At 72.0% G+C, this 26,487-nt stretch carries 18 protein-coding genes; 9 read left to right on the top strand and 9 right to left on the bottom strand.

The features are described from left to right. Nucleotides 1-159 precede the first annotated feature (159 nt). From ACZ7G3_RS05900 to obgE, 7 genes are all read left to right on the top strand, one after another. The gene (locus ACZ7G3_RS05900; RefSeq protein ID WP_470923470.1) at nt 160-2,001 is read left to right on the top strand and encodes a S1 family peptidase; all 1,842 of its coding nucleotides are present in this window, start codon (nt 160-162) and stop codon (nt 1,999-2,001) included. Between the two features lie 243 nt (nt 2,002-2,244). Continuing rightward, nucleotides 2,245-3,021, top strand: a complete 777-nt coding sequence (locus ACZ7G3_RS05895; protein WP_426600480.1) for a TIGR03936 family radical SAM-associated protein — start codon at nt 2,245-2,247, stop codon at nt 3,019-3,021. A 274-nt stretch (nt 3,022-3,295) separates the two neighbouring features. Further along, complete coding sequence (locus tag ACZ7G3_RS05890; RefSeq protein ID WP_470923468.1) at nt 3,296-7,606, top strand: Rne/Rng family ribonuclease; 4,311 nt, start codon at nt 3,296-3,298, stop codon at nt 7,604-7,606. Between the two features lie 174 nt (nt 7,607-7,780). After that, nucleotides 7,781-8,842: an iron-containing alcohol dehydrogenase family protein gene (locus ACZ7G3_RS05885; RefSeq protein ID WP_470923466.1), complete on the top strand. Its 1,062-nt coding sequence runs from the start codon at nt 7,781-7,783 to the stop codon at nt 8,840-8,842. Between the two features lie 202 nt (nt 8,843-9,044). Then, nucleotides 9,045-9,365, top strand: coding sequence for a 50S ribosomal protein L21 (gene rplU / locus ACZ7G3_RS05880; RefSeq protein ID WP_007449531.1), 321 nt, complete (start codon nt 9,045-9,047; stop codon nt 9,363-9,365). Between the two features lie 14 nt (nt 9,366-9,379). Next, nucleotides 9,380-9,634: a 50S ribosomal protein L27 gene (gene rpmA, locus ACZ7G3_RS05875; RefSeq protein WP_003976205.1), complete on the top strand. Its 255-nt coding sequence runs from the start codon at nt 9,380-9,382 to the stop codon at nt 9,632-9,634. Nucleotides 9,635-9,746: 112 nt separating this feature from the next. Further along, nucleotides 9,747-11,183 (top strand): GTPase ObgE, encoded by a 1,437-nt coding sequence (obgE, locus tag ACZ7G3_RS05870; protein WP_470923465.1) that lies wholly within the window; start codon nt 9,747-9,749, stop codon nt 11,181-11,183. 325 nt (nt 11,184-11,508) lie between these two features. On the opposite strand, the gene ACZ7G3_RS05865 is transcribed toward obgE, so the two are convergent. The 9 genes from ACZ7G3_RS05865 to rfbB all read right to left on the bottom strand — a co-directional run bounded on the left by ACZ7G3_RS05865 (nt 11,509) and on the right by rfbB (nt 24,384). Then, nucleotides 11,509-13,080, bottom strand: a complete 1,572-nt coding sequence (locus ACZ7G3_RS05865; RefSeq protein ID WP_470923464.1) for a DUF6020 family protein — start codon at nt 13,078-13,080, stop codon at nt 11,509-11,511. Next, nucleotides 13,077-16,652 carry a bifunctional glycosyltransferase/CDP-glycerol:glycerophosphate glycerophosphotransferase gene (locus tag ACZ7G3_RS05860; protein WP_470923462.1) on the bottom strand — a complete coding sequence of 1,192 codons (3,576 nt, stop codon included), beginning with the start codon at nt 16,650-16,652 and terminating at the stop codon, nt 13,077-13,079. The genes ACZ7G3_RS05865 and ACZ7G3_RS05860 overlap by 4 nt, the downstream gene beginning before the upstream one ends. 71 nt (nt 16,653-16,723) lie before the next feature. After that, nucleotides 16,724-18,946: a bifunctional glycosyltransferase/CDP-glycerol:glycerophosphate glycerophosphotransferase gene (locus ACZ7G3_RS05855; protein ID WP_470923460.1), complete on the bottom strand. Its 2,223-nt coding sequence runs from the start codon at nt 18,944-18,946 to the stop codon at nt 16,724-16,726. Between the two features lie 79 nt (nt 18,947-19,025). Beyond that, nucleotides 19,026-19,922, bottom strand: coding sequence for a glycosyltransferase family 2 protein (locus ACZ7G3_RS05850; protein ID WP_470923458.1), 897 nt, complete (start codon nt 19,920-19,922; stop codon nt 19,026-19,028). A gap of 5 nt (nt 19,923-19,927) precedes the next feature. After that, a complete protein-coding gene (locus tag ACZ7G3_RS05845) occupies nt 19,928-20,662 on the bottom strand; it encodes a glycosyltransferase family 2 protein (protein WP_426603308.1) in 735 nt (244 codons plus the stop codon). Then, nucleotides 20,659-21,042, bottom strand: a complete 384-nt coding sequence (locus ACZ7G3_RS05840) for a DUF2304 domain-containing protein (protein ID WP_426603307.1) — start codon at nt 21,040-21,042, stop codon at nt 20,659-20,661. Before ACZ7G3_RS05840 ends, ACZ7G3_RS05845 begins: the two co-directional genes overlap by 4 nt. A gap of 206 nt (nt 21,043-21,248) precedes the next feature. Further along, the gene (locus tag ACZ7G3_RS05835; protein ID WP_470923455.1) at nt 21,249-22,517 is read right to left on the bottom strand and encodes a lipopolysaccharide biosynthesis protein; all 1,269 of its coding nucleotides are present in this window, start codon (nt 22,515-22,517) and stop codon (nt 21,249-21,251) included. Next, nucleotides 22,514-23,398: a dTDP-4-dehydrorhamnose reductase gene (rfbD, locus tag ACZ7G3_RS05830; protein WP_470923454.1), complete on the bottom strand. Its 885-nt coding sequence runs from the start codon at nt 23,396-23,398 to the stop codon at nt 22,514-22,516. The genes ACZ7G3_RS05835 and rfbD overlap by 4 nt, the downstream gene beginning before the upstream one ends. Beyond that, nucleotides 23,395-24,384 carry a dTDP-glucose 4,6-dehydratase gene (gene rfbB, locus ACZ7G3_RS05825; RefSeq protein WP_470923452.1) on the bottom strand — a complete coding sequence of 330 codons (990 nt, stop codon included), beginning with the start codon at nt 24,382-24,384 and terminating at the stop codon, nt 23,395-23,397. The genes rfbD and rfbB overlap by 4 nt, the downstream gene beginning before the upstream one ends. A 125-nt stretch (nt 24,385-24,509) precedes the next feature. Between rfbB and rfbA the strand changes: the two genes are divergently transcribed. Both rfbA and rfbC read left to right on the top strand, forming a co-directional pair. After that, complete coding sequence (rfbA, locus tag ACZ7G3_RS05820; RefSeq protein ID WP_470923450.1) at nt 24,510-25,379, top strand: glucose-1-phosphate thymidylyltransferase RfbA; 870 nt, start codon at nt 24,510-24,512, stop codon at nt 25,377-25,379. A gap of 25 nt (nt 25,380-25,404) precedes the next feature. Then, the gene (rfbC, locus tag ACZ7G3_RS05815) at nt 25,405-26,004 is read left to right on the top strand and encodes a dTDP-4-dehydrorhamnose 3,5-epimerase (protein ID WP_426603326.1); all 600 of its coding nucleotides are present in this window, start codon (nt 25,405-25,407) and stop codon (nt 26,002-26,004) included. Nucleotides 26,005-26,487 lie beyond the last annotated feature (483 nt).

The raw sequence follows: 26,487 nt of genomic DNA, 5'->3' as shown, positions 1-26,487 counted from the left end.
CGCATCCTCCAGTCCAGTTGTGCCCGAACGATCTCTAGGACAGTGATGAGAGCACCCGGCACCCCCAGCACAGCACATCCGAAGCGATCCAGACGGCAGGCGCCCGGAGCCGCCGCGATCAGGTCAGCGGCCCTGCTCGGTGCGGCGCCGCTGCTGCTCATGACCGCCTCACCGGGCCACGCGGTGGTCGGTGAGCCTGCCGAGGGCGCTTCCTACGGCTTCACCGCCCGGCTTCTCGTCGGCGACTACGAGCGAGGCTGCTCCGGCGCGCTGATATCCGCCGAGTGGGTGCTCACGGCCGCCAGTTGCTTCGCCGAGGACCCGGTCGCCGACCGCACGGTGCCGGCCGGCGCCCCCAGGGTCAAGACCGTCGTGACCGTGGGCGGCGGCCAGTCCCGGACCGTGGCCGAACTGCGACCGCACGGCGAGCGCGACCTCGTCCTGGCCCGTCTCGCCCAGCCCGTGCGCGGCGTGACCCCGGTCGCCGTCGCCGCCGCGGCGCCCGCCGCCGGGCAGGAGCTCACCGTCGCCGGACACGGCCGTACGGCCGGGGAATGGGCGCCGCTCGGCGGGCACACCGGCACGTTCGCCGTCGCCTCCGTCGCCGGCGGCGACCTCACCCTCAGTGGGAAGGGCGGCGCCGCAGTCTGTCAGGGCGACGCGGGAGGCCCCGCCGTCCGCACCGTCGACGGTAAGCCGGCGCTCGTCGCGATCAGCAGCCGCTCCGACCAGGCGGGCTGCTTCGGCAACGACGCCCCGGCGGGCACCCCCAGCACCGCGATCAGCACCCGTGTCGACGACGTCCGGGACTGGATCACGGCCAACGCCCGGGCCACTCCCGGCTCCGACTTCGACGGCGACGGCCGCAGCGACGTCGGCGTGTTCTACGACAACGGCGCCCTCCAGGACGGCAGGTCCCGTTCGACTCTCTGGTCGCTCACCAGCACCGGGTCCGGGATGGCCGAGCCGCAGATGAAGTGGGACAGCGCGGACGGCGGCAGCTGGAACGGGAGCCGCTCGAAGGCGTTCTCCGGTGACTTCGACGGTGACGGCCGCAGCGATGTCGGTGTGCTGTACAACTACGGCGTGCGGGCGGACGGCGGCGGCAACCACACGGCGCTGTGGACGTTCACGAGCACCGGGTCCGGCTTCGGCAAGCCGGTCAAGGTCTGGGACAGCGCGGACGGCGGCAGCTGGAGCTGGGACAGCTCGAAGCCGGTCGCCGGTGACTTCGACGGTGACGGCCGCGACGATGTCGGTGTGCTCTACGACTACGGGGTGCGGGCGGACGGCGGCGGCAACCGCACGGCGCTGTGGAAGCTGACGAGCACCGGGTCCGGCTTCGGCAAGCCGGTCAAGGTCTGGGACAGCGCGGACGGCGGCAGCTGGAGCTGGGACCGCTCCGAGCCGGTCGCCGGTGACTTCAACGGTGACGGCCGCGGTGACGTCGGTGTGCTGTACGACTACGGCGTGCAGGCGGACGGCGACAGCCGCACGGGCCTGTGGACGCTGACGAGCACCGGGTCCGGCTTCGGCAAGCCGGTCATGGCCTGGGACAGCGTGGACAGCGGTATCAGCTGGAGGTGGGACAGCTCGAAGCCGGTCGCCGGTGACTTCGACGGTGACGGCCGCGGCGACGTCGGTGTGCTCTACAACAACGGGGTGCGGGCGGACGGCGGCGGCAACCGCACCGCGCTGTGGAAGCTGACGAGCACGGGCTCCGCCTTCGGCAAGCCGGTCAGGGTCTGGGACAGCGTGGACGGCGGCAGCTGGAGCTGGGACCGCTCCAAGCCGGTCGCCGGTGACTTCAACGGTGACGGCCGCGGTGACGTCGGTGTGCTGTACGACTACGGCGTGCAGGCGGACGGCGGCAGCCGCACGGGCCTGTGGACGCTGACGAGCACCGGGTCCGGCTCGGGCAAGCCGGTCAAGGTCTGGGACAGCGCGGACAGCGCGGACAGCGGCAGCAGCTGGACCTGGGCGCGGAGCGACATCGCCTGATCTGCGCTCGCTCGCACGCTCGCTCGCACGAACCGCCACGACGGTCGGACGCCGGAAAGTGTCCCGTCGTGGCGGTTCGCGTACCGGCGGGAACTCGTGGTGGCGGGAACGCGTACTCTAGAAAAGAGGACTGGGCGTGATGCCCCCGCCGAGGCGAGGACGGTGCCCCGTCCCGACCGCCGTACACAAGGAGAAGTTCCCCTGGGCAAGCGACAGCCCGAAGGCCCGCCGCCCGTTCCCGCGGTGCAGCGCATCCGACTGCGTTACACCAAGCGCGGCCGCCTCCGGTTCACCAGCCACCGTGACTTCCAGCGCGCCTTCGAGCGTGCGCTGCGCCGTGCCGAGGTGCCCATGGCGTACTCGGCGGGGTTCACGCCGCATCCGAAGGTGTCGTACGCCAATGCCGCACCCACCGGCACGGGCAGTGAGGCGGAGTACCTGGAGATCGCGCTCACCGAGGCGCGTGACCCGGAGCGGCTCAGGCTGCTCCTCGACGAGTCGCTGCCCGCCGGGCTCGACATCGTCGAGGCGGCCGAGGCCAGGACCTCCGGACTCGCGGACCGGTTGACGGCTTCCGTGTGGGAGCTGCGGCTGGACGGTGTGCACTCCGCGGACGCGGAACGCGCCGTGGCGGCCTTCAACGCGGCCCCGGCCGTGGAGGTCCAGCGCAGGACGAAGAACGGCGTCCGCACCTTCGACGCCCGCTCCGCCGTCGCGCACCTCGAGAGCGTCACCACGCACGGTTCGCCGGCTGATAGGCCGACCGACCGGCCCTGTGCGATACTGCGGCTGGTTGTTCGGCACGTGACGCCTGCCGTACGACCCGACGACGTCCTGTCCGGTCTTCGCGCCGTGGCCGACCTGGCGCCGCCGGTCCCCGCAGCGGTGACCAGGCTGGCGCAGGGGCTGTTCGATGAAGAGACCGGTGCGGTGACCGACCCGCTCGCGCCCGACCGCGAGGCAGAAGCGCCCGAGCCGCAACCGGCCGCCGCTTCCGCCGCCGCGAAGGCGCCGGCGTAAGGAAGGTTCCGCGTAGGGACGGACGTCGTAGCGCCGCCCTCGAACTCGGGAGCCACCTGGGTCGGGCAGCGCACCGACCACAAGACTTTCGCCAGGCCGTACACGACAAGGGGTACGGAACCGGCGAGACAAGACACGGAGAGCTCCCGAGCGGCGCCCGCGCCCCGGACGGCGGCGACCGCGCATCGCGCGAGCCGCGGACGTCACCGGCGGTCGACATGGTCGATGCCGGACCAGGCGCGGCGCCCGGGAGCCTGACGGGAGAAACCCCCGCATGCTCGAACCGACCGAACCCACAGGGTCCTCGACCACCTCGACGGACACCGAATCGAACACCCCCAGCGACACCCTGCCGCCGCGCCGTCGGCGCAGGGCCGCGTCCCGGCCGGCGGGACCGCCGTCCGGTGGCTCCGCCGCGCCGGCGGAGACCGTCGCGCCTGCCGGTGTGAGCGCCGCGGCCGACGAGCCGGAAGAGACGGAAGCCGAGGAGGCGGCCGCAGCGGCGGCCGTGGCGGCTCCGGAGCCCGCGTCCGCGGGCCGGCCGCGTCGCCGCGCGGTGCGCCGCGCCTCCGCGCCCGTCGGGACCCCGGCGTCGGCGGAGACGGCCGAGACCGTCGTTCCGGCGTCCTCCGCCGCCGAGACGCCCGCCCGGCCCGAGCCGGCCGCCGCGTCCGAGCCGAGCCCGGAGGCCGCCGAGGGGGCCGCACCGCGCCGCACCCGCCGTCGTGCCACGCGCGCGGTGACCTCGTCCACCGAGCCGGCCGCCGTGGAGACCGCCGGGGCTTCGGCCGCCGCCGAGCCCGCCGCGGTCCCCGAGCCCGCCGCCGCTCCTGAGCCCGCCGAGGCGCCCGCGCCCGCCGAGGACGCCGCTCCCCGTCGTACCCGCCGTCGTGCCACGCGCAGTGTGACCTCGCCCACCGAGCCGGCCGCCGCGGAGGCGTCCACCCCTCCGGCGACGGACGCCGAGCCCGCCGCCGCCGAGCCCGTAGAGGCGCCCGCGCCCGCCGAGGCGGCCGAGGACGCCGCTCCCCGCCGTTCCCGCCGCCGTGCCACGCGGCGTGTGTCCGCCCCGGCCGGCGCACCCGCCGACGCCGCCGCCGACGCCGCCGCCGACGTGCGCGAGCCCGCGCCGGCGCCCGAGCCCGTCCCGGCGGCCCCCGAGCCCGTCCCGGCCCCCGAGGCGGCGGAGACCGCCGAGCCCGTCGAGGACGCCGCTCCGCGTCGCGCGCGCCGCCGGTCCACCCGCAAGGCCGCCACCGGCTTCGCCGCGCCGCCGCGGACGGCCGCCGCGGCGTCCGGCGAGGCCGACGCTCCCAAGCGCCCGTCGCGTCCCGCCGTGGCCGTGTTCCAGGCGCCCGTGTTCGCCGAGCCCCAGTTCCAGACGCCCGAGCGGGCCGCCGCCGAGGCCGCCGCCGAGGCGGCCGGGGCGGAGACGGCGAAGGCGCCCGAGGAGACCGAGGAGGTCGCGGAGGTCACGGAGGTCGCGGAGGAGCAGACCGCCGGGTCGCGCCGCCGCCGCAAGCGCCGGGGTGCCGCCGAGGAGGCCCCCGAGGAGCGGACCGCCGCCGCCGTGCCGCAGGACGAGCCGCACGACGAGGCCGAGACCGAGGCCGACGCCGACGAGTCGGGCGAGGACCACGACGACGCCGAGGGCTCCGAGGAGTCCGGCTCGCGCCGCCGCCGTCGCCGGGGCGGCCGTCGCCGCCGCCGGGGCGAGGGCGACCTGGGCGAGTCCGCCGACGGCGACGAGCGCACCGCCGCCGAGCAGGCCGACCGGGCCGATGAGGACGCCGCGGACACCGCCGAGCAGGCCGACGAGGACGCCGAGGAGAGCGAGGACGCCGCGGGTGAGGGCGGTGGCTCCAGCAGCAGCCGCCGTCGCCGTCGCCGTCGTCGCCGTGCCGGGGACGGCTCCGGTGAGTCCGAGTCGTCCGCCGACGACCCCGAGCGCACCGTCGTCAAGGTCCGTGAGCCCCGTCCCGCGCGGGAGAGGGGCGCCGAGCCGTCCGACGAGGTGCAGTCCATCAAGGGCTCGACCCGCCTCGAGGCCAAGAAGCAGCGCCGCCGGGAAGGCCGCGAGCAGGGCCGCCGGCGCGTTCCGATCATCACCGAGGCCGAGTTCCTGGCCCGCCGTGAGGCCGTCGAGCGCGTCATGATCGTCCGCCAGCACGGCGAGCGCACGCAGATCGGCGTCCTGGAGGACGGCGTGCTCGTCGAGCACTACGTCAACAAGGAGCAGGCGACCTCGTACGTCGGCAACGTCTACCTCGGCAAGGTGCAGAACGTGCTGCCGTCGATGGAGGCCGCCTTCATCGACATCGGCAAGGGCCGCAACGCCGTCCTGTACGCCGGTGAGGTCAACTTCGAGGCGCTGGGCATGGCGAACGGCCCGCGCCGTATCGAGTCCGCCCTCAAGTCCGGCCAGTCGGTCCTCGTGCAGGTCACCAAGGACCCGATCGGCCACAAGGGCGCCCGCCTGACCAGCCAGGTCTCGCTGCCCGGCCGCTACCTGGTCTACGTGCCCGAGGGCTCGATGACCGGCATCAGCCGCAAGCTGCCCGACACCGAGCGGTCCCGGCTGAAGACCATCCTCAAGAAGATCGTCCCCGAGGACGCGGGCGTCATCGTGCGCACCGCCGCCGAGGGCGCGAGCGAGGAGGAGCTGCGCCGCGACGTCGAGCGGCTCCAGGGGCAGTGGGAGGACATCCAGAAGAAGGCGAAGAGCGGCGGCAGCTCGAACGCGCCCACGCTGCTCTACGGCGAGCCGGACATGACCGTCCGGGTCGTGCGCGACATCTTCAACGAGGACTTCACCAAGGTCGTCGTCAGTGGTGACGACGCCTGGCAGACCATCCACGGCTACGTGTCCCACGTGGCGCCCGACCTCGCCGACCGGCTGTCCAAGTGGACCAGCGAGGTCGACGTCTTCGCCACGTACCGGATCGACGAGCAGCTCGCCAAGGCGCTGGACCGCAAGGTCTGGCTGCCCAGCGGCGGTTCGCTGGTGATCGACCGGACCGAGGCGATGGTCGTCGTCGACGTCAACACCGGCAAGTTCACCGGTCAGGGCGGCAACCTCGAGGAGACGGTCACCAGGAACAACCTGGAGGCGGCCGAGGAGATCGTGCGCCAGCTGCGGCTGCGCGACCTCGGCGGCATCATCGTCATCGACTTCATCGACATGGTGCTGGAGTCCAACCGGGACCTGGTGCTGCGGCGCCTGCTGGAGTGCCTGGGCCGGGACCGGACCAAGCACCAGGTCGCCGAGGTGACCTCGCTGGGTCTGGTCCAGATGACCCGCAAGCGGGTGGGCCAGGGACTGCTGGAGTCGTTCTCGGAGACCTGCGTCCACTGCAACGGCCGCGGCGTCATCGTCCACCTGGACCAGCCGACCGCTGCCGGTGGCGGCGGTGGCAAGCGTCGTAAGCGGGCGCGGGCCGGCGGCGAGCAGCCGCACGAGCACGAGGCCGTGGCCGGTGTCGAGACCGGCGTGACGGCGGAGGAGGAGGCGGACACCGAGTCCGAGTCCGAGGTCGCCGCCGAGGTGGCCGAGCCGGTCGCCCTGCCGGCGCCCGACTTCAGCGCGGACGAGGAGCTGTACAGCAGCGCCGCCGAAGCCGAGGCCGCCGCCACGCGCGGTCGCGGGCGGCGTCGCGCGAGCCGGCGGGCGTCGTCCCCGGCGGGCGCCCCGAAGGCCGCGAAGGGCGAGGCCCGGCGCGCCGAGGTCCCGACCGCGCAGGACGTCACGGTCGAGGAGGAGGTCGAGCGTCCCGTGCGGCGGGAGCCCGCCGCCGAGGTGCTGGCCGAGCCCGCCGCCGTCGAGGACGCCGTTTCCGGCGCCCCGGCGCCGACCGTCGCGGAAGCCCCCGCGGTCGTGGAAGCCCCGGCCGTGGCCGAGGCTCCGGTGCCGGCCGCCGAGGAGGCCGCGCCCAAGGGCCGTACCCGCCGTCGGGCGACCCGGAAGGCGTCCGCGCCGGCCGGTTCGCCCGCCGGGGCCGAGGCCGCCGTGCTGACGGTCCCGGAGACCACTCAGGCCGAGCAGGTGCCGGAGGCGCCGGCCGCCGCCGAGGTGTCCGCGGAGCCGTCCGGTACGGCCGCCGAGAGCGCCGCCCCGGCCCGTCCGCGGCGCCGGGCCGTGCGCAAGCCCACGACGTCCACGGCGTCCGAGGAGGCGGCCGTCATGGTCGTCCCGTCGGTCCCGGCGGACGCGGCGGCCGAGCCGGAAGCGGCCGAGCCGGAAGCGGCCGAGCCGGACCTGGTCGCGGAGGACGTGGTCGCGGCGGAGACCGTCGAGGAGGCCGCTCCGGCCAAGAAGGCGGCGGCCCGCAAGACGGCCAAGAAGGCGACGGAGAAGAAGGCCGCCACCAAGAAGACCGCGGCCAAGAAGACGACGGCCGCGAAGACGACGGCCGCGAAGAAGGCCACGGCCAAGAAGGCCACGGCCAAGACGACGACCGCGAAGACGACGACCGCCAAGAAGGCCACGGCCAAGAAGACCACGGCCAAGAAGGCGGCGTCGAAGAAGACCGCGGCGGCTGCCCAGCAGGCGTCGTCCCCGGTCACGGCCGCCACCGACGAGGGCTGATCCGGCCGCCTGTCGCAGGACGTGTGGTCCCTGTCCGTCCGGAATCCGCTGGGAATCCGGTTCGGACAGGGACCACACGTTTCCCCGGACGTCTTCGGGCGCATCATCACCGGACAGCCGTGCCACCGGCTCGTCCCCGCCCCGCCGACCCGCCCCGCGAGGAGAGAAGATCACGTGCCGGTACTGACGAGGCTCATCCCCTCGCCGCTCGTGGTGGACATCCGCCCGGGCGCCCTCGACGACCTGGCGGGTGTCCTCGCCGACCAGCGGATCTCCCGGTCCGGAAAGCTCGCCGTGGCCATCAGCGACGGCTCGGGGGCGCTGCTGCGCCGGCGGCTGTCGCCGTCCCTGCCCGGCGCCGACTGGTTCGAGGTGGGCGGCGGCACCATCGACGACGCGGTGCGGCTGGCCGACGGGATGAAGTCGGGCCGCTACGACGCGGTCGTCGGCCTCGGCGGCGGCAAGGTCATCGACTGCGCCAAGTTCGCCGCGGCCCGCGTCGGGCTGCCCATGGTCGCCGTCGCCACCAACCTCTCCCACGACGGCATCTGCTCGCCGGTGTCGATACTGGACAACGACGCGGGCCGCGGTTCGTACGGCGTGCCGACGCCCATCGCCCTCGTCGTCGACCTGGCGGTGATCCGCGAGGCGCCGATCCGTTTCGTGCGCTCCGGGATCGGTGACGCCGTCTCCAACATCTCCGCGGTCGCCGACTGGGAGCTGGCCCACCGGGTGAACGGCGAGAAGGTCGACGGCCTCGCCGCGGCCCTGGCCCGGCAGGCCGGCGAGGCGGTGCTGCGCCACCCCGGCGGCTGCGGGGACGACGGGTTCCTGACCGTGCTGACCGAGGGTCTGGTGCTGTCCGGCATCGCCATGACGATCGCCGGGCACACCCGCCCCTCGTCCGGCGCCTGCCACGAGATCAGCCACGCGCTCGACCTGCTGTACCCCAGGCGCGCCGCGAGCCACGGCGAGCAGGTGGGCATCGGCGCGGCCTTCGCGACGTATCTGCGGGGCGACCACGAGGCCTCCCTGCTGATGGCCCGGACGCTGCGCCGGCACGGGCTGCCGGTGGTGGCCCAGGAGATCGGGTTCGGTGACGACGAGTTCGTGCGGGCCGTGGAGTTCGCGCCGCGGACCCGGCCCGGCCGGTACACGATCCTGGAGCACCTGGACCTGCCGCCGGCGCGGCTCAAGGAGGCGTACGCCGAGTACGTCGCGTCGGTCGCCGGGTGAGGCGCGGGGCCCGGTTTGACCCCTGTCGTGCGGCCCCGTAATCTTGACCGTCGGCGTGTCGACTGACGCGTCACATCCCCGTAAACCTCTTTCCTTCCGGGCGCGGGCCCTGCCGGGCCCCGGTCGGGAGAGGCTGTCCGCGTGTGTCACCGGGTGGCTGGACTGCGGGGGTGCCGTTCCCGAGCGAGAGAGTGAGATCCGCTTGTACGCCATCGTGCGCAGCGGTGGTCGCCAGCACAAGGTTGCTGTCGGCGACATCGTTGAGGTTGACAAGATTTCCACCGCCCAGGTCGGCGACACGGTCGAGCTCTCGACCCTGCTCGTCGTTGACGGCGACGCTGTGACCAGCGACCCGTGGGTGCTGGCCGGCATCAAGGTCCAGGCCGAGGTCGTGGACCACCACAAGGGCCAGAAGATCGACATTCTGCGCTACAAGAACAAGACCGGCTACCGCCGTCGTCAGGGCCACCGCCAGCAGTACACGGCGATCAAGGTCACTGAGATCCCCGCGGCTGCGAAGTAAGGGACTGAGAACAGATGGCACACAAGAAGGGCGCATCGTCCACTCGGAACGGTCGCGACTCCAATGCCCAGCGGCTCGGCGTGAAGCGCTTCGGCGGTCAGGCCGTCAACGCGGGTGAGATCCTGGTCCGCCAGCGCGGCACCCACTTCCACCCGGGTGCGGGCGTCGGCCGTGGCGGCGACGACACGCTGTTCGCCCTGCAGGCCGGTGCGGTGCAGTTCGGCACCCACCGTGGCCGCAAGGTCGTGAACATCGTTCCGGTCGCCTGACCGGAAACCTTCGCGAGGCGGACCTCACTTCCCCCCAGGGGAAGCGGGTCCGCCTTTCGCGTGTTGACCCAAGAGACATTCCGGCAGTGAGCAGTAACTGGAGGCACATCCCATGACCACCTTCGTGGACCGCGTCGAACTGCATGTCGCCGCGGGTAACGGAGGCCACGGCTGTGCCTCCGTCCACCGTGAGAAGTTCAAGCCGCTCGGTGGCCCGGACGGCGGCAACGGCGGCCGCGGCGGCGACGTGATCCTCACCGTCGACCAGTCGGTGACCACGCTCCTCGAGTACCACCACTCCCCGCACCGCAAGGCCACCAACGGCAAGCCCGGTGAGGGCGGCAACCGCTCCGGCAAGGACGGCCAGGACCTGGTCCTGCCCGTACCCGACGGCACCGTGGTCCTCGACAAGGCGGGCAACGTCCTCGCCGACCTGGTGGGCCAGGGCACCTCCTACGTCGCCGCGCAGGGCGGCCGGGGCGGCCTCGGCAACGCGGCGCTGGCCTCCGCGCGGCGCAAGGCGCCCGGCTTCGCGCTGCTCGGTGTGCCCGGCGACCTCCAGGACATCCAGCTGGAGCTGAAGACCGTCGCCGACGTGGCGCTGGTCGGCTACCCGAGCGCCGGCAAGTCCTCGCTGATCTCCGTACTGAGCGCGGCCAAGCCGAAGATCGCCGACTACCCCTTCACGACGCTGGTCCCGAACCTGGGCGTGGTGACGGCCGGCGAGACCGTCTACACCGTCGCGGACGTCCCCGGACTCATCCCCGGCGCCAGCCAGGGCAAGGGCCTCGGCCTGGAGTTCCTGCGGCACGTGGAGCGGTGCAGCGTGCTGGTGCACGTCCTGGACACGGCGACGCTGGAGTCCGAGCGCGACCCGGTCACCGACCTGGACATCATCGAGGCGGAGCTGCGGGAGTACGGCGGGCTGGACAACCGGCCCCGGATCGTCGTCCTCAACAAGATCGACGTGCCCGACGGCAAGGACCTCGCCGAGATGGTCCGGCCCGACCTGGAGGCGCGCGGCTACCAGGTCTTCGAGGTGTCGGCGGTGGCCCACACGGGGCTGAAGGAGCTGTCCTTCGCGCTGGCCGAGCTGGTGGGCAACGCGCGTGCCGCCCGGCCCAAGGACGAGGCCACGCGGATCGTCATCCGGCCCAAGGCCGTGGACGACGCGGGCTTCACCGTCACCCGCGAGGAGGACGGTCTGTTCCGGGTGCGCGGCGAGAAGCCCGAACGCTGGGTGCGCCAGACCGACTTCAACAACGACGAGGCCGTCGGCTACCTCGCCGACCGGCTCAACCGCCTCGGAGTGGAGGAGCGGTTGATGAAGGCGGGCGCCCGCAACGGTGACGGCGTCGCCATCGGCCCCGAGGACAACGCGGTCGTCTTCGACTGGGAGCCGTCGGTGACGGCCGGCGCCGAGATGCTCGGCCGCCGCGGCGAGGACCACCGCTTCGAGGCGCCCCGCCCGGCGGCCCAGCGACGCCGGGACCGGGACGCGGAACGCGACGAGGCGGAGCGGGAGTTCGACGGCTTCGAGCCGTTCTAGCGGCGGGGCCGGGCGGCGGTGGTCAGGAACCTTCGCCCAGCTGCGCGTACAGCCGTACCCCGAGGGCATGGTCCGCCGTTCCCCACGGGCTGGTGCCGGGGCGGGCGACCGGGGCGCGCACAGCCCTGTCGGCCCGGGCGCTCGTCCGTCCGTCGGCATCAGGGGGTGGCGGGCCAGACCTGCGTCCGGGTCGGTTGGTCGTACGGGTTCGACCGGTGGTACGGGACGGAACGACCGGGGGGGGACGGGACACACCGAAGGGGCCCGCGCGCATCCGTGAGGATGTGGGCGGGCCCCTTCGGTGTGTCCCGAGCCGATGTCCGTGTCAGGTCGCCGGTTCGGTCTCCCGGTGCCGGTCGGCGGACGGGACGTCCTCCGGCTCGCCCACCGGGTCGGACCCCTCGGCCCGGACGGCGTCGCGTTGCCGCTTGGCGTGCCGCAGCCGCTCACCGATCAGCGGCAGGGTCAGGATGCCCAGGAACATCGGCGCGAACATGTACCGCGCCAGGGGGGCGGGGTTCGCCGCCACCACCGTCAGCTGGAGCGCCAGCGGGACCGCCATCAGACCCAGCGGCGCCCAGGACCGGTGCCGGCGCGCGAAGACCAGCAGCACCGCGTACGCCGCGTAGCACCAGATCGCGCCGCGGAACAGCAGCCACTCCAGCTGCGGGACCTTGCTGGCCTTCCACGTGAAGAAGGCGATGTCGTGCAGCTGGTCGTTGACCGGGCGGATCTGCAGGACGGAACGGTACGGGCTGTCCCGCATCTCGGGGTTCCAGTCCGCCCAGCCGAAGAGGTTCTTCGGCACCGACGGCCAGCTGACCAGGGTGTTGCCCGCCTTGTCCGCCGGACCCGGGAACGGCGACCAGGCGATGTGCGAGCGGCACAGCCGCGCCGCGATCATCTGGTCGGGCGACCGCTTCAGGACCCGCATCCACAGGTCGAGCAGTTCGGTGTTGTGCTTCGCGGCCGCCGGGCGGTCCATCGGGGGCCGCATCGCCCAGTCGGCGTTGTAGCAGTTGGCGGCCCGGCCGCTCCAGTGCGACAGCGGCGCCACCTTCGCCATCAGCTCCGTGTCGGCCTTGGTGAAGGTCTGCGGGTACTTGCCGTAGACCACCGCGATGTCCGCGTAGTTCATCGCGTACACCTGGTCCTTCGTCGGGGTGGTCACCCCCAGCGCCGGATAGACCGCCACGTTCATCAGGCCCGAGATCAGCGTGGGGACCACCGTGGCGACGAGTACCGCCCGGCGCATCCGCGGCAGCACGATCAGCATGACCGGCACGGCGAGGACCGCGACGAGCAGGCCGTTGTTGCGGAACAGGCCCATGGACAGGAACCCGAGGAACAGGACCGCGATCTCGTTCCGGAATTCCTTGTCGTGGACGTCCTGCATCCCCCGCATCCGGCGCGCCACCAGCCGCCCGGCCGCACCGAACACCAGGACCGCGCCGATGACGAACGGCACGTCCTTCCAGACGAAGATGACGAACGAGCCGATCGACGGCACCGCCGCGCAGGCGATCGCGGCGGCCGCGCTCCACTTGCCCGGCACGCCGAACTTCCGCAGCGTCACCGTCACGTAGGCCAGCGTCGCCGCCATGGCGACACTCTGCGCGAACGTCAGGACCGCCAGGTCGCCCGTGGCCTTGAGCGACAGCCACACGAGCGCGTCGTAGGCCACCGAGTGGTTGGACATCCAGTGGTCGGTGGTGACGTGCCACACGTACGAGACGGAGTCGTAGCTCATCCCGCCGGGGTAGAAGGCGGCCCACCAGAACAGGAAGATCAGCTGGGTGCCGGCGTAGACGGCCAGGGGCAGCCGGCGCCGCGCCGGGATGCGCTCCAGGCGCTCCTTCAGGCGGGCTCCGCCAAGGGAGGTTCTTCGGACTTTCAACGCTGCTCCGCGGGCTCGGAAGTGGGACGGTCGGGGTGGGCAAGCTCCAGCATCCGGCTGATCACCCGCTGGGCGGCGTGGCCGTCGTCGAGGTCGCAGAAGACGTCCTTGAACGCACGGTAGGCCTCCGTGTAGGTGGCGCTGATCCGCTCCGTGTCGGCGAGGGCCTCGATGAGCTCGTCAGAACTCTGCAGCAGCGGTCCTGGTGCTTGCTTCTCGAAGTCGAAGTAGAAGCCGCGAAGCTGGTCGCGGTAGTACTCCAGGTCGTACGTGAAGAACAGCATCGGGCGGCCCGTGTTCGCGAAGTCGAACATGAGCGACGAGTAGTCCGTGACCAGCACGTCCGTGATCAGGAACAGGTCGGCGATGTCCGGGTAGCTGGACACGTCGAAGACGAAGCCGTCCCCGGCGCCGGGTACCGCGTCGACGATGTTGGAGTGCTTGCGCACGAGGACGACGTGGTCGTCGCCGAGGCGCTCGGCCGCCTTGCGCATGTCGATGCGCAGGTCGAACTTGTAGTTGCCCGCCCGGTAGAACTGGTCGTCCCGCCAGGTCGGCGCGTACAGCACGACCTTCTTGCCCTCCGGCAGGCCGATGCGCTCGCGTACGGCCCGTGCCGTCTCCTCCGTCTTCTCGGAGAGCAGCACGTCGTTGCGGGGGTAGCCGGACTCCAGGATCTCGCCCTCGTACTGGAAGGCGCGTCTCATGATCGGCGTGGAGAACCGGTTCGGGGAGACGAGGAAACTCCAGTTCGGGGTCTCCTCCGCGACCTTCGACAGGTACTTGCGGTCGGCGAACTGGACGCTGCCGATGTCGTGACCGATCCGCTTGAGCGGGGTGCCGTGCCAGGTCTGCACGATGACCTGGCCCTCGCGGCGCCGGACCCAGTGCGGCATGTGGGTGTTGGTCACGATGTACCGGCTGCGGCCGAGCGCCTCGTACCATTCGCGGCTCCACCGCCGGACGGCCTTGACCCCCTTGGGGATCTCGGCGCGGCGGTCCTCCACGACCCACACGTGCTCCAGTTCCGCACCCTGGCGCAGCAGCTCCTCGTAGACGGCGCGCGGCGAGTCCGAGAACTGGCGGCCGGAGAACGAGGCGTACAGGACCGTGTCGCGCAGCGGAGCCGTGCGCGCCTGTGCGTACACGCCGGTGCGCATCTCGCGCTGGCGGAACCAGCCCACCTCCTGCGGGCCCAGGTCGGGCGCCGCCTCGACGAGGAGACGGTCGGAGAAGCGGTGGGTGAGGGCGTAGTCCCGGCCGCGCACGGTGAAGCGGACGGGCAGGTCGGCGAGTGCCGGCGGTGCGGCACGGACCGGCACCTCGACACGGGTCGCGGTGTCGCGGGCGAACAGGTACCAGCGGCCCTGGCGCAGCGGCACCTCGCTGATGCTGTCGGGCACCGGCAGGAACTCGGTGCGGAAGACGCCGTCGGCGACGGTGGCGGGGTGGGAGTGCTCCTCGGCGTGCCGGCTGTGCCGCAGCACGACCTCGACCCGCCCGTCCGCGGTCGCGGGCAGCACGCCCGCCAGCACGATGCGGCCCTCGGGGGTGACGGACAGGTCGGCGACCACGGGCTGGACGGGCTGGGTGCGCAGCGCCAGGCGGCCCGCGCCGTCATCGGCGACGGCGACGGACCGTCCGCCCCAGGCGGCGGCCGGCCGTCCGTCGAACGGGTACTGCCGGCCCAGGTCGCCGCTGCCGGCCTCGACGGCCACGGGGAACCGGTGCTCGGCACCGATCACCAGCTCGGCGGCCCACTTGTCGGTGACCTCGAGGTTGTCGGAGTCGCGGCCGGGGACGTCCAGGTCGGCCAGCGGTACCCGTACGGAGAACTCCTGGCCGGACCCGCGCTCCACCGGGTACTCGAGCGCCGCCTGCGTGGAGCCGTGGGTGAGGCCCAGGGTGAGCGGGGCGGCGCCGGCGGCGGCCTCGTGGCCGAGGACCCCGGTCAGCTCCAGGGCACCGTCCACGGTCCGGTGGCCGGTCAGCTTGGCGCGGACCCGGTCGACCCGCAGGTACAGGTGCTGGTCGGAGACGAACGGGACGACCCGCACGTCCTTGTCCACCCAGAACGCGGCGGGGCTCTCGGCGCTGCCGGTCTCGCCGGCCTTGAGCCGGGTACGGCGGACGAGGCCCTGCTGCACGGTGGCGACGGTGACCCGCCACACGCCGTCACGCCAGCCGCCGCGGCCCCTGAGCCTGGCCGGATCGAGCGCGAGGGTGAAGCCGGACCAGTCGTAGTTGTGCAGCGACTGTCCGGACGTCTGCGTGGCGCGCGCGGCGCGGGTCCGGCTGGGCCGTACCAGGACGGTGCGCCGGCTGCCGACCTCGCGCAGCATCAGCACGCGCAGGGCCGTGCGCTGGGGCTCCCCGGCGGCCAGGTTGCGGATGTAGGCGTGGCCCTTGACGAGCAGACGGCCGCCGCGCCACACGACCTCCTCGGCCCGGGCACGGGCCGAGAAGTCGGAGTCCACGCGCAGGATCGAGCGGGGCACCGCCTGTTTCTTCGTGTCGATCACCGGGTAGTCGGCGAAGTGGCGCAGGCCCTGGCGGACCACCGGGACGGCCCGGCCGGTCTCCCGCTCGAAGGCGAGGAGGTCCATGAGCTCGTCGAGGCGGCCCTCGAGGATCAGGTGGCACTTCAGCCGCAGCGCGACCGGCAGCCGGGGCATGACCTGGGGGTCGACCCGGCTGAGGAAGTCGGCGGCGCCGCTCATGAACAGGTCGCGGAACTCGTCACCGGCCTCGTCGAGGACGGCCATGAAGAGCGGCAGCTCGTCGGTGATGAAGATCTCGTCGTACCAGCGCTTGTGCGCGGCGTACCGCTCGCCCGGCCGGGAGGCCAGGAAGCGGCTCACGGTGTCGCAGGACCTGATGCGGTCCCGGACGTTGACCGGCTCGGTGCGGCGCTGGGTGATGGACGGGGCGCCGCCGGTGCGCTGGCGCCACAGGTAGATCGGGTCGCCGAGGACGTCGACCGAGGAGGCCAGGAAATGCGCGGGCAGCGTGACCGGGGCGTCCTCGTAGAGGATGCCCGGGAACTCGAAGGCGTGCTTGTCCCAGAACGACCGGCGGAAGACCTTGTTCCAGGCCGTGCGGTCGTAGACGAGGTCCTTGTCGCGGCTGATGTGGGTCCGCTCGCGGCTGGTGCGCAGCCGCTTCCGGTGCAGCGGGGACGGCAGGATCTCGCCGGCCTTGAGCAGGTTGACGTTGCCGCTGACGAAGTCCGAGCCGGTCGCCTCCAGACTGGCTATGCACCGCTCGTACGCGTCGGGCAGCACCACGTCGTCGCTGTCGACGAAGGCGAGGAACTCGGTGCCCTCGGTCAGGTGGGCGACCCCGTTGTTCCGGGCCGGGCCCAGGCCCTGGTTCTCCTGCGCGACGACGCGGAACCGGTCGTCCTTCTCGGCCCACCTCTCGGCGATCGCGAGGCTGCCGTCCTTGGACCCGTCGTCCACCACGATGGCCTCCCAGTCGGTGAACGTCTGGTCCGCGATCGACTGCAGACACTCTTCGAGGAAGAGCTCCACGTTGTAGACGGGGACAACCAGTGACAGACGGGGAGGCATGTGGGGTACTGCACCTTTCTCAAGGTTTCGTTCGTGTTCGGCGATGACCGGACTCGCCGGACACGGTAGCTCTAGTCGCGCGCGGGGCGGCGTCCAGGGCGATCCGAGGGGAGGGCCATCGGCGGCACGTTCTCCTGGTTCAGGAAGACCCGGCGTACCACGCGCTCCGCGGCCCGGCCGTCGTCGAACTCGCAGAATCGTCCGCGGAACTCCAGGCGGGCCTTCGCGGAGGTGTCGTCGCACCAGCGCCCCGAGAGGAAGACGTCGAGAAGGTCGTCCTCGGTTGCCACCACGTGGCCGGGAGGTATGTCGTGGATGTCGAAGTAGGTGCCGCGGGTGGCCCGGTAGATCTCCCAGTCGTTGGCGAGGACCACGATCGGCCGGTCCAGGAGCGCGTAGTCGAACATCAGTGACGAGTAGTCGGTCAGCAGGCAGTCCGCGGCGAGGTACAGCTCCTCGACCGAGGGGTGCCCGCTCACGTCGATGATCCCGGAGCCCTCCGCGGCGCCGGGGCCCTCGCCCAGGTTGAAGTAGTGGGACCGCGACAGCACGGTGAAGTCGTCGCCGAGCCGGTGGGCGAAGTGCTCCAGATCGAGCATCGGCTGCGGCTTGGCGTGGTAGTCCCGGTGGGTCGGCGCGTACAGGACGACCTTGGCGTCGGGAGCGATGCCGAGCGCCTCGCGGGCCCGGACCCTGTCCTCGTCGGTGGCGTTCACCAGGACGTCGTTGCGCGGGTAGCCGTAGTCGAGGGAGGTGTACTCGGCCGGGTAGGCCCGCTGCCAGACGGCGGTGCTGAAGCTGTTGGAGGAGACGCTGTAGTCCCACCGGTCGACCCGCTGCATCAGCGCCCGCATGTTCAGCTGGCCCTGGGCCATCGGGAAATCGGCCTGGTCGACGCCCATCCGCTTGAGCGGTGTGCCGTGGTGGGTCTGGAGGAAGACCTGCCCGGGCCGCTTGACCACGCGGGTCGGGAAGTTGACGTTGTTGACGAAGTACTTGGCGCGCGCCATCGTCCGCCAGAAGCCCCATGAGCCCGGGCGGACGACCGTGGTGCCGGGCGGAGGGGTGTTGCGCGAGCCCGGCTTCAGCACCCAGACCGTCTTGGTCTGCGGGGAGAGTTCGAGCAGCTTCCTGTGCACCGCGGCCGGGTTGCAGGAGTAGTCGGCGTTCCAGTACGCGGCGAAGACGGCGAGGTCGTCCTTCACCGGCAGCAGGCGGTGGGCCCGGTAGTAGTTCGCCAGGACCCTGCCGCGCAGTGCCTTCTTCGCCCTGCGGGAGAACTGGCGGCCCCGGCGGACGGAGCGGTACGCGCCGCGGGCGGCGGAGTACAGCGGTGCCGGCAGCCGGTCGGCGGAGCGGCGCGCGGCCGGCTTGGCGGCCTGGGGCTCCCGGTAGTCGTCCGGGCGGTGGGCCCGCTCGGCCGCCAGCCGGCGGGTACGGAACTCGGCGCGGGCGTCCTCGGGCAGCCGGCCGGGGCTGTTCTCGATCACCCGGAGGTGGTTGGTCATGCGCTCGAAGAGCGCGCCCCGCCAGCGTTCGAGCTCGGGGTGCTCGGACAGGAACGCGAAGACCAGGTCGTACTGGTCGAAGACGTCGAAGTGCTTGCGGCTGGTGGAGTGCAGGATGCTGCCCTGGCGCCGCTGGCGGTAGTGGATGCAGACCCGGTCGAGGACGGCCATGGTCTCGGCGGCCACCAGGACCGGGTAGGTCCAGGGGGTGTCCTCGTAGTAGCCCGTGGGGTAGACGAAGCCCCAGCGCTCCACGAAGTCGCGGCGGTACGCCTTGTTCCAGGCGACCTGGAGCAGTCCGAGCAGCTCGGGGTTGTCGTCCAGGGAGAAGACGCCGCGCGGGCTCTCGGTGAGTACCGCCCGCTTCGCGTTGGGGCTGATCCGGCCGTGCCAGTGGGTGCGCGAGTAGTCGAAGACCAGCAGCTCGGGGTCGTCGGTCTCCTCCAGGCGGTGGGAGATCGCCTGGAGGGAGCCCGGCAGCATCGTGTCGTCGCTGTCCAGGAAGATCAGGTAGGTGCCCCGGGCACGCGCCATGCCCTCGTTTCTCGCCCGGCCCAGGCCCACGTTCTGTTCGAGCTGCACGTCCACGACGCGCGGGTCCTTGGCCGCGTACTCGGCCATGATCTCGCCGCTGGCGTCCGGAGAGGCGTCGTTGACCGCGATGACCTCGAAGTCCTCGAACGACTGACCCAGTACGGAGTCGAGGCAGTCGCGGAGATACGCCTCGACGCCGTAGGCCGGCACGATGACGCTGAAGCGGGGCACGGGGTTTTGCGTGGGGATCATGAGACTCGGACTTCCGACGGGGGTGGGGCGACGTGCGGTAAGGCGGGGTGCGGGGCGCCTTGTCCTTTCGGTGGGGCGGTTACTCGGATCTTGTCAGGGCGTATCCGAGCAGACGGCGTACGGCCTGCGCGTGCCGGTGGCGCAGCGCCGCGGGAAGCATGGTCAGGGCGTGCAGCCGCATGGACAGGTGCCGCCGCGCGGCTCGGGCGGCCTTCGGCCAGCCGTGCCGGTCCATGTCGTCGGCGACCTCGTTGAAGAATCGCACGGCTTCACCGAAACGGGCGCCGGTGACGGCCTCCGCCGAGGAGAGGCTGCCGGAGTGGCGGCGGTAGCGGAACGCCGGCTCGGGGTCGACGACCAGCTTCTCGCCCCGCCGGATCAGCTCGATGATCAGGGCCAGGTCCTGGATGACCGAGAGGTCCTCGCGGAAGCTGACCGCCTTGACGGCGTCGGCGCGCCAGCAGATCGACGGGAAGTACAGCCAGTTGCCGCCGAGCAGGTTCGCGGCGAGCGGTTCGCCGGAGAGGACCAGCCTGCGGCCCTTGTCCTTCGGCGCGTACAGCCGCCGCTTGACCTCGTCGCCCAGCGAGGTGGACGGATTGCCGTGCTCGTCGATGACCTCGACGCCCGGCTGGTAGATCGCGGCGCCCGGCTCGGCTTCGACGGCCGCGCGTACCGTCTCGACGTAGGTCGGCATCAGCAGGTCGTCGCTGCCGAGCATGGTGAAGTGCGTCGACTCCACCAGCTCCACGCACTTGCGGAAGTTGCGGGTGATCCCCAGGTTCTGCTCGTTGCGCAGATAGCGGACCCGGCTGTCGCCGAGTGACGCGAACCACTCCGGTACGCCTTCTTCGCTGCCGTCGTCGACGACGGTCAGCCGCCAGTCCTTGTCGGTCTGGTCGAGCACGCTGTTCACGGCGGCCTGCATCAGCCCGGTGTCGCCGTAGTGCGGCAGCATGATGTCGAGGGTCTGCACCGGGGTTACTTGCCCTTCTGCGCGAGGCCGAGCGAGGTGCCGCGGCTGAACGCGAGCAGCAGGATCATGCCGATGCGCCCGAGGTAGAGCGTGGCCTTCCAGGGCGACTGGCTGGGCGTGCCGGTCGTCCGCGGACGCATCGCCACGGGCACCTGCTCGACGCGGAAACCGGCGCGGATCGCGGCGATCGTGGATTCCACGGTGTCGCCCAGGTATTCGGCCGGGTACCAGCGGGCGAACAGCTTGATCAGGTCGCGGTCGCACGCGCGGAAGCCGGAGGTGACGTCGGTGAGCCTGGTGCGCGCCATGCGGGAGAGCCAGAAGGCGAGGACGAGCATCGCCCAGCGGCGCGGACCGCGGGCCTCGTACTCGCCGGTGCCGGCGAACCGGGCTCCCATGACGAGGTCGGCGTCGCCGTCCAGGCGGGCCAGCAGCTCGGGCACGTTGCGCGGGTCGTGCTGTCCGTCGGCGTCCACCTGGATGGCCACGTCGTAGTCGCGGTCGTGGGCGAACTTGTAGCCGGCGCGCATCGCCCCGCCCACACCGAGGTTGTACGGGAGGCTCATCACGGTCGCCCCGGCGGCCCGGGCGACGGCGGTCGTGTCGTCGGTGGAGCCGTCGTCGACGACGAGGACGTCCGCGCCCGGAAGCGTGGAGTGGACCTCCTTGATGACCTCCGCGACGCCGTCCGCCTCGTTCCACGCGGGCATGATGATCAGTACGCGCTTGCCGTCGATCACTTCTGGACCCCCTGGTCGGCGGAGACGGTGGGGGCCTCGTGGTCTGCCAGCCGGCCCCGGAGCTCCTGGACGTCGATGCGGAGCAGCGCCACCTCTTCGGAGAGCGTGCGGCCCTCCTCTTCCAGGTGGCCGACCTCCCAGCTCAACTGGAGGCAGACGACGAAGAGGAACGCCACGCTCAGGAACAGGATGAGGCTGACGCCCGAGGCGACGCCGACGAGCCTGGCCACCGAGTCCAGGACGGTCGGGAAGAAACCGAGCGGGATGATCACCAGGCCGGTGAGCACCCACAGGAACGCGTACTTCTCTTTCAGTTTGCGGCGGCGCAGCATCTCGACGATGCAGGCGACGAGAAAGACTCCGGTGACCGAAGTCAGCATCCACAACTTCACGCCGCGCTCCGGGGTATCGGACGACTCATGGAAAGGGCCTGTCTACTCTTCCAGGGGTGTACCAGGGGTGTACCAGGGCTGTACCGGGGGTGTATCAGGGCTGTACCAGGGGGCGGACGACCGCTGAGGGCCGCCGAACTGCATTCCACCGTCCGTCGTCATACTCACTGAGAGTGACAGGAAGGGTGATCATCCTATGAACGCACAGGGCGGTAGCTTACATGAGAGCGAAGAACGAGTGTCATAAAGGTGGCCACCGCGAGCGAGCCCGCGGCGTAGGCCAGTTCGACCCGGGTACGCAGCTCCAGCGGACTGAGGGTGACCGCCACCAGGACCACCGTTCCCACGACCCACGCCACGAGCTGCATCCGGGCACCGCCGCTCGTGAGCAGCGCCTGCCCCAGCACCATGGCCAGCATGTACAGGACCGTGCCGAGCGACAGCCAGGCGAAGTCGGCCGCCCCGAGCACGTCCGGCGCCCCGAACACCGTCGGCAGCAGGGCCGGCCCGAGGGCCACCGCGCCGATGCCGCCGGCCACGCCGAGCCCGGCCGTGACGGACGCCGCCCGCACCAGCAGCCGCCGGTAACCCTGGGTGTCGCCCTCGGCCGCCGCCGCCGACAGCCCCGCGAGCAGCGACACCTGGAAGGCGCCGAAGACGAAGAGCGGCACGCGGGCCAGGACCAGCGCCGACAGCAGCGCCGCGACCAGGGCGTCGTCGTCGGTCGCGATCACCTTCGTACTGATCACCGCGATGTTGACCAGCAGCTGGGCCAGCAGCGTCGAGCCGACGAGCAGCCCCAGGTGCTCGATCAGCTCACGCCACTGGGCCTGCGTCCCGTCCCGCGCTCCCCGGAAGACCGGCTTGATCGTCGCGAGCAGGGCCAGCAGCGGCGCCACCGTCAGCACCGCCGCGAAGGCGAACACCGACTGCACACCGGCCACCGCGAGCCCCGCCGACAGCACGATGCGCAGCCCGCCGTCCAGGCCGAGCTGCGTTCCGTACGCCTCGAAACGGCCGAGACCGGCGAGGACACCCCGCGTCACGTACGCCACGGCCAGCGCCGTGAAGGCGCCGCCGAGCGCCAGCACCAGGCTCGTGTCCCCGTGGAAGAACAGGTCGGCGACGTCCTGGGCGAACAGCGCGAGCGGCACGAGGACCACGGCGAGCAGCCCGAGGGAGAGCGCCGCGCCGCGCCGCAGCACCGGCATGACCCCGTCGCCGCGCACCACGCGGCCGGCCACGATCCGGGTGATCTCCTGCTCGACCGGGAAGAACAGCCCGAGGCCGATGGAGGAGACCACGGTCCACAGGACCGAGAAGCTCGCCATGTCGTCGACGGCGAGCGTGTGGCCCGCCGCCGCGAGGTGGACGTAGCTGGCGACGCCGAGCACCGCCGTTCCGGCGCCGACGAAGGCCGTGCCCCGCGGCAGCGCCGTGGTGATGCGGTCGAGGAGGCTCACGCGCCCGCCCGCCCCTTCGCGGTCATCGTCCCCAGGGCCGCGGAGAGCTGATCGCGCCAGTGCGGCTGCACCGCCACACCCGCCTTCGCCCACCGGTCGTGCGCGAGCACGCTGTACGCGGGCCGGACGGCCGGCCGTACGAACTTCTCCGAGGTCGTCGGACGCACCCGTTCCGGGTCGAGACCGGCCAGCTCGAACGTGGCCCGTGCCAGGTCGAACCAGGTGCCCGAGCCGGACGCGGTGCCGTGGTAGACGCCTGCCCGGGCGCGCCCCGCGAGGGCCGCCTCGCCCAGCTCCACGATCTGGTGGGCGAGCGCGACGGTCCAGGTGGGCTGGCCGAGCTGGTCGTCGACCACGTCCACGGTCTCGCGCCGGGCGGCGAGGTCCAGCATGGTCGAGACGAAGTTGCGCCCGTGCGCGCCGTACAGCCACGCCGTGCGCACCACGTAGCCGAGCTCGGGCAGCAGCTCCGTCACCGCCCGTTCACCGGCGAGCTTGCCGCGCCCGTAGGCGTTGACCGGCGAGGTCGGGGCGTCGTGCGGGTACGGCTCGGTGCCGTCACCGGGGAAGACGTAGTCGGTGGACACCTGGACCAGTACGGCGCCCTCGGCGGCACAGGCCTCGGCGAGCACCCGTGGACCCTCGCCGTTGACCCGGGTGGCCGCGGTCTCGTCGGCCTCGGCGCCGTCCACGTCGGTCCAGGCGGCGGCGTTCACCACGACGCCGTGGCCCGCCACCGCGGCGCGGACCGCGGCGGGGTCGGTGACGTCCAGGTCCTTGCGGGCCGTCGCGGTGACCGACCGCGTCCCGTCCTGGGTGAGCACCTCGGTGAGGTCACGGCCGAGCATGCCGCCCGCGCCGGTTATCAGCCAACGGGTCATGCCGGAAGCGCCGCCTTCGCCTTGAGCGGCTCCCACCAGGCGCGGTTGTCGCGGTACCACTGGACGGTGTCGGCCAGGCCCTGCTCGAAGGTGACGAGCGGGGTGTAGCCGAGCTCCTCCTGGATCTTGGCGATCGACAGGGAGTAGCGCAGGTCGTGGCCCTTGCGGTCGGCGACGTGCTCGACCATGTCCCAGCCCGCTCCGCAGGCGTCCAGGAGCAGACCGGTGAGCTCCTTGTTGGTGACCTCGGTGCCGCCGCCGATGTGGTAGACCTCTCCGGCCCGGCCGCCGCGCAGCGCCATCTCGATGCCCCGGCAGTGGTCGGAGACGTGCAGCCAGTCGCGCACGTTCAGGCCCTCGCCGTACAGCGGCACCTTCCTGCCGTCCAGCAGGTTCGTGGTGAACAGCGGGATCATCTTCTCGGGGAAGTGGTACGGCCCGTAGTTGTTGGAGCAGCGGGTGACCACGACGTCCATGCCGTGCGTGCGGTGGTACGACAGCGCCAGCAGGTCCGAGCCGGCCTTCGAGGCCGAGTACGGGGAGTTCGGCGCCAGCGGCCAGTCCTCGGTCCACGACCCCTCGGCGATCGAGCCGTACACCTCATCCGTGGACACGTGCACGAACCGGCCCACACCGTGGCGCTTCGCGGCGTCCAGCAGGACCTGGGTGCCCAGGACGTTCGTGGTGACGAACGGCGAGGAGTCCGTGATCGACCGGTCCACGTGCGACTCCGCGGCGAAGTGCACCACCGCGTCCTGGCCGCGCATCACGTCGTCGACCGTGCCGTAGTCGCGGATGTCACCGCGGACGAACGCGTAACCGGCCAGGCCGGCCACCGGCGCGAGGTTCTCCTCGTTGCCGGAATAGGTCAGGTTGTCCAGGACGGTGACCTGGGCGCCCTCGCCCGAAGGCAGCTGTCCGAGCAGCAGCGCCCGCACGAACTGTGAACCGATGAACCCGGCGCCGCCGGTGACGAGAATCTTCATAAGAGCCAGCATTCTAGGGGCACGCCGACCGACACCGTTCAGTGGTCGTTCAAGGGTGGTTCAGTGGCCGTTCTCACCCCCGGCACCCGAGGAGCGGCTCCACGGCTGACGTAGTCTGCCTTCCCATGCGTGGAATAGTGCTCGCCGGTGGTACCGGCTCCCGGCTGTGGCCGATCACCCGTGCCGTGTCGAAACAGCTCATGCCGGTCTTCGACAAGCCGATGATCTATTACCCCCTGTCCACCCTGATCATGGCGGGCGTGCGGGACATCCTGGTCATCACGGGCCCCGACGAGCGCGCGCAGTTCGAGCGGCTGCTGGGGGACGGGAGCGACCTCGGACTGGACATCCGGTTCGCCACCCAGGAGAACCCCAACGGAATCGCCGAGGCGTTCGTCATCGGTGAGGACTTCATCGGCGACGAGCCGGTCGCGCTGATCCTCGGCGACAACATCTTCCACGGTGTCGGCCTCGGCCGGCAGCTCGCCAGGTACAGCGAGCCCGACGGCGGCGTCGTCTTCGCGCACGCCGTCTCCGACCCGTCCGCGTACGGCGTCGTCGACTTCGACGAGCAGGGCCGCGCCCGCTCCATCGAGGAGAAGCCGGAGCACCCCAAGTCCCGCTACGCGGTGCCGGGCCTGTACTTCTACGACAGCCGGGTCGTCGAGATCGCCAAGGAGCTCAAGCCCAGCGCCCGCGGCGAGCTGGAGATCACCGACGTCAACAAGTACTACCTGGACCGGGGCGAACTCCAGGTCTCGGTCCTCGACCGCGGCACCGTCTGGCTCGACACCGGAACCTTCCAGTCGCTCGTCCAGGCGTCCGAGTACGTGCGTGTCGTCGAAGAGCGCCAGGGCATGAAGATCGGCTGCATCGAGGAGGCCGCCTGGCGTGCCGGACACATCGACGACGCGCGACTGCGCGCCCTCGCCGAGCCGCTGACCAAGAGCGGCTACGGCGACTACCTTCTCAACCTGCTCACCCACGAGGCCTGAGGGCGGACGGACCGTGTCGATGAAGATCAACCCCCTGGGCATCGAAGGCGCGTGGGAGTTCGTCCCCCGGCAGCACGGTGACGCCCGCGGTCTCTTCCTGGAGTGGTACAAGGCCGAGCACATGGCCGAGGCCGTCGGCCACCCGCTCGACCTGAAGCAGGCCAACCTCTCCGTCTCCGCGGCCGGTGTCGTGCGCGGCATCCACTTCGCCGACGTGCCGCCCGGCCAGGCCAAGTACGTCACCTGCGTGCGCGGTGCCGTACTCGACGTGATCGTCGACGTCCGGGTCGGCTCGCCGACCTTCGGGCAGTGGGAGGCCGTCCGCCTCGACGACCGGGAACGCAAGGCCGTCTACCTCTCCGAGGGGCTCGGCCACGGATTCTGCGCGCTGACCGACGACGCGACCGTCACGTACCTCTGCTCCGAGGGCTACGCCCCCGAACGCGAGCGGACCGTCCACCCGCTCGACGCGGAGATCGGCATCGAGTGGCCGGTGACCGGCCCGCCCGAGCTGTCCGCCAAGGACGCCCAGGGCCCGACACTGGCCCAGGCCCGGGACGCGGGAATCCTGCCGCTGTACGAGGAGTGCCTGGCGTTCCGCCGCACGCTCGCGGAGCGCGGCTGACGCACCGCCTGCGGCGCCCCGGCCCGCGGCGTCACCCTGACCGGCCGCGCCCACGGGGAGCGGGCCGGCCGGCCCGCGACGGCCTGGACGACATGAACGAACCCGCCCGGCGGGGCCGGCGCCACCGGCACGGCTGACCCGGCCGGCGGGGTGAGGGTGGTGGGGCACGGGTGGCGCGGTGCGGGGGGCCGACGCCCGGGCTCCGGTTCCGTGACTCGTACGGGACGCCTCCCGGGCGCCAGTTCCGTGACCGGTACGGGACGCCTCCCCGGCGCCGGTTCCGTGACCGGTACGGGACGCCTCCCCGGCGCCGGTGCCGCGACCGGTGCGGCCGCAAGTCTGCCGAAGCAGCGACGGGGCGGATGTCTCCGGGGTGGGGGGGGGGGGGGGGGGGGGGGGGGGGGGAGGGGGGGGGGGGGAGGGGGGGGGGGGGGGGGGGGGGGGTGGATGGGGGGGGGGGGGCAGAAAAAAAAAGAGGTACGG

The organism is Streptomyces sp. NPDC037271 (assembly GCF_055603605.1).
The sequence above is the reverse complement of the archived record's forward strand: the minus strand, read 5'-3'. Positions and strand labels throughout refer to the sequence as shown.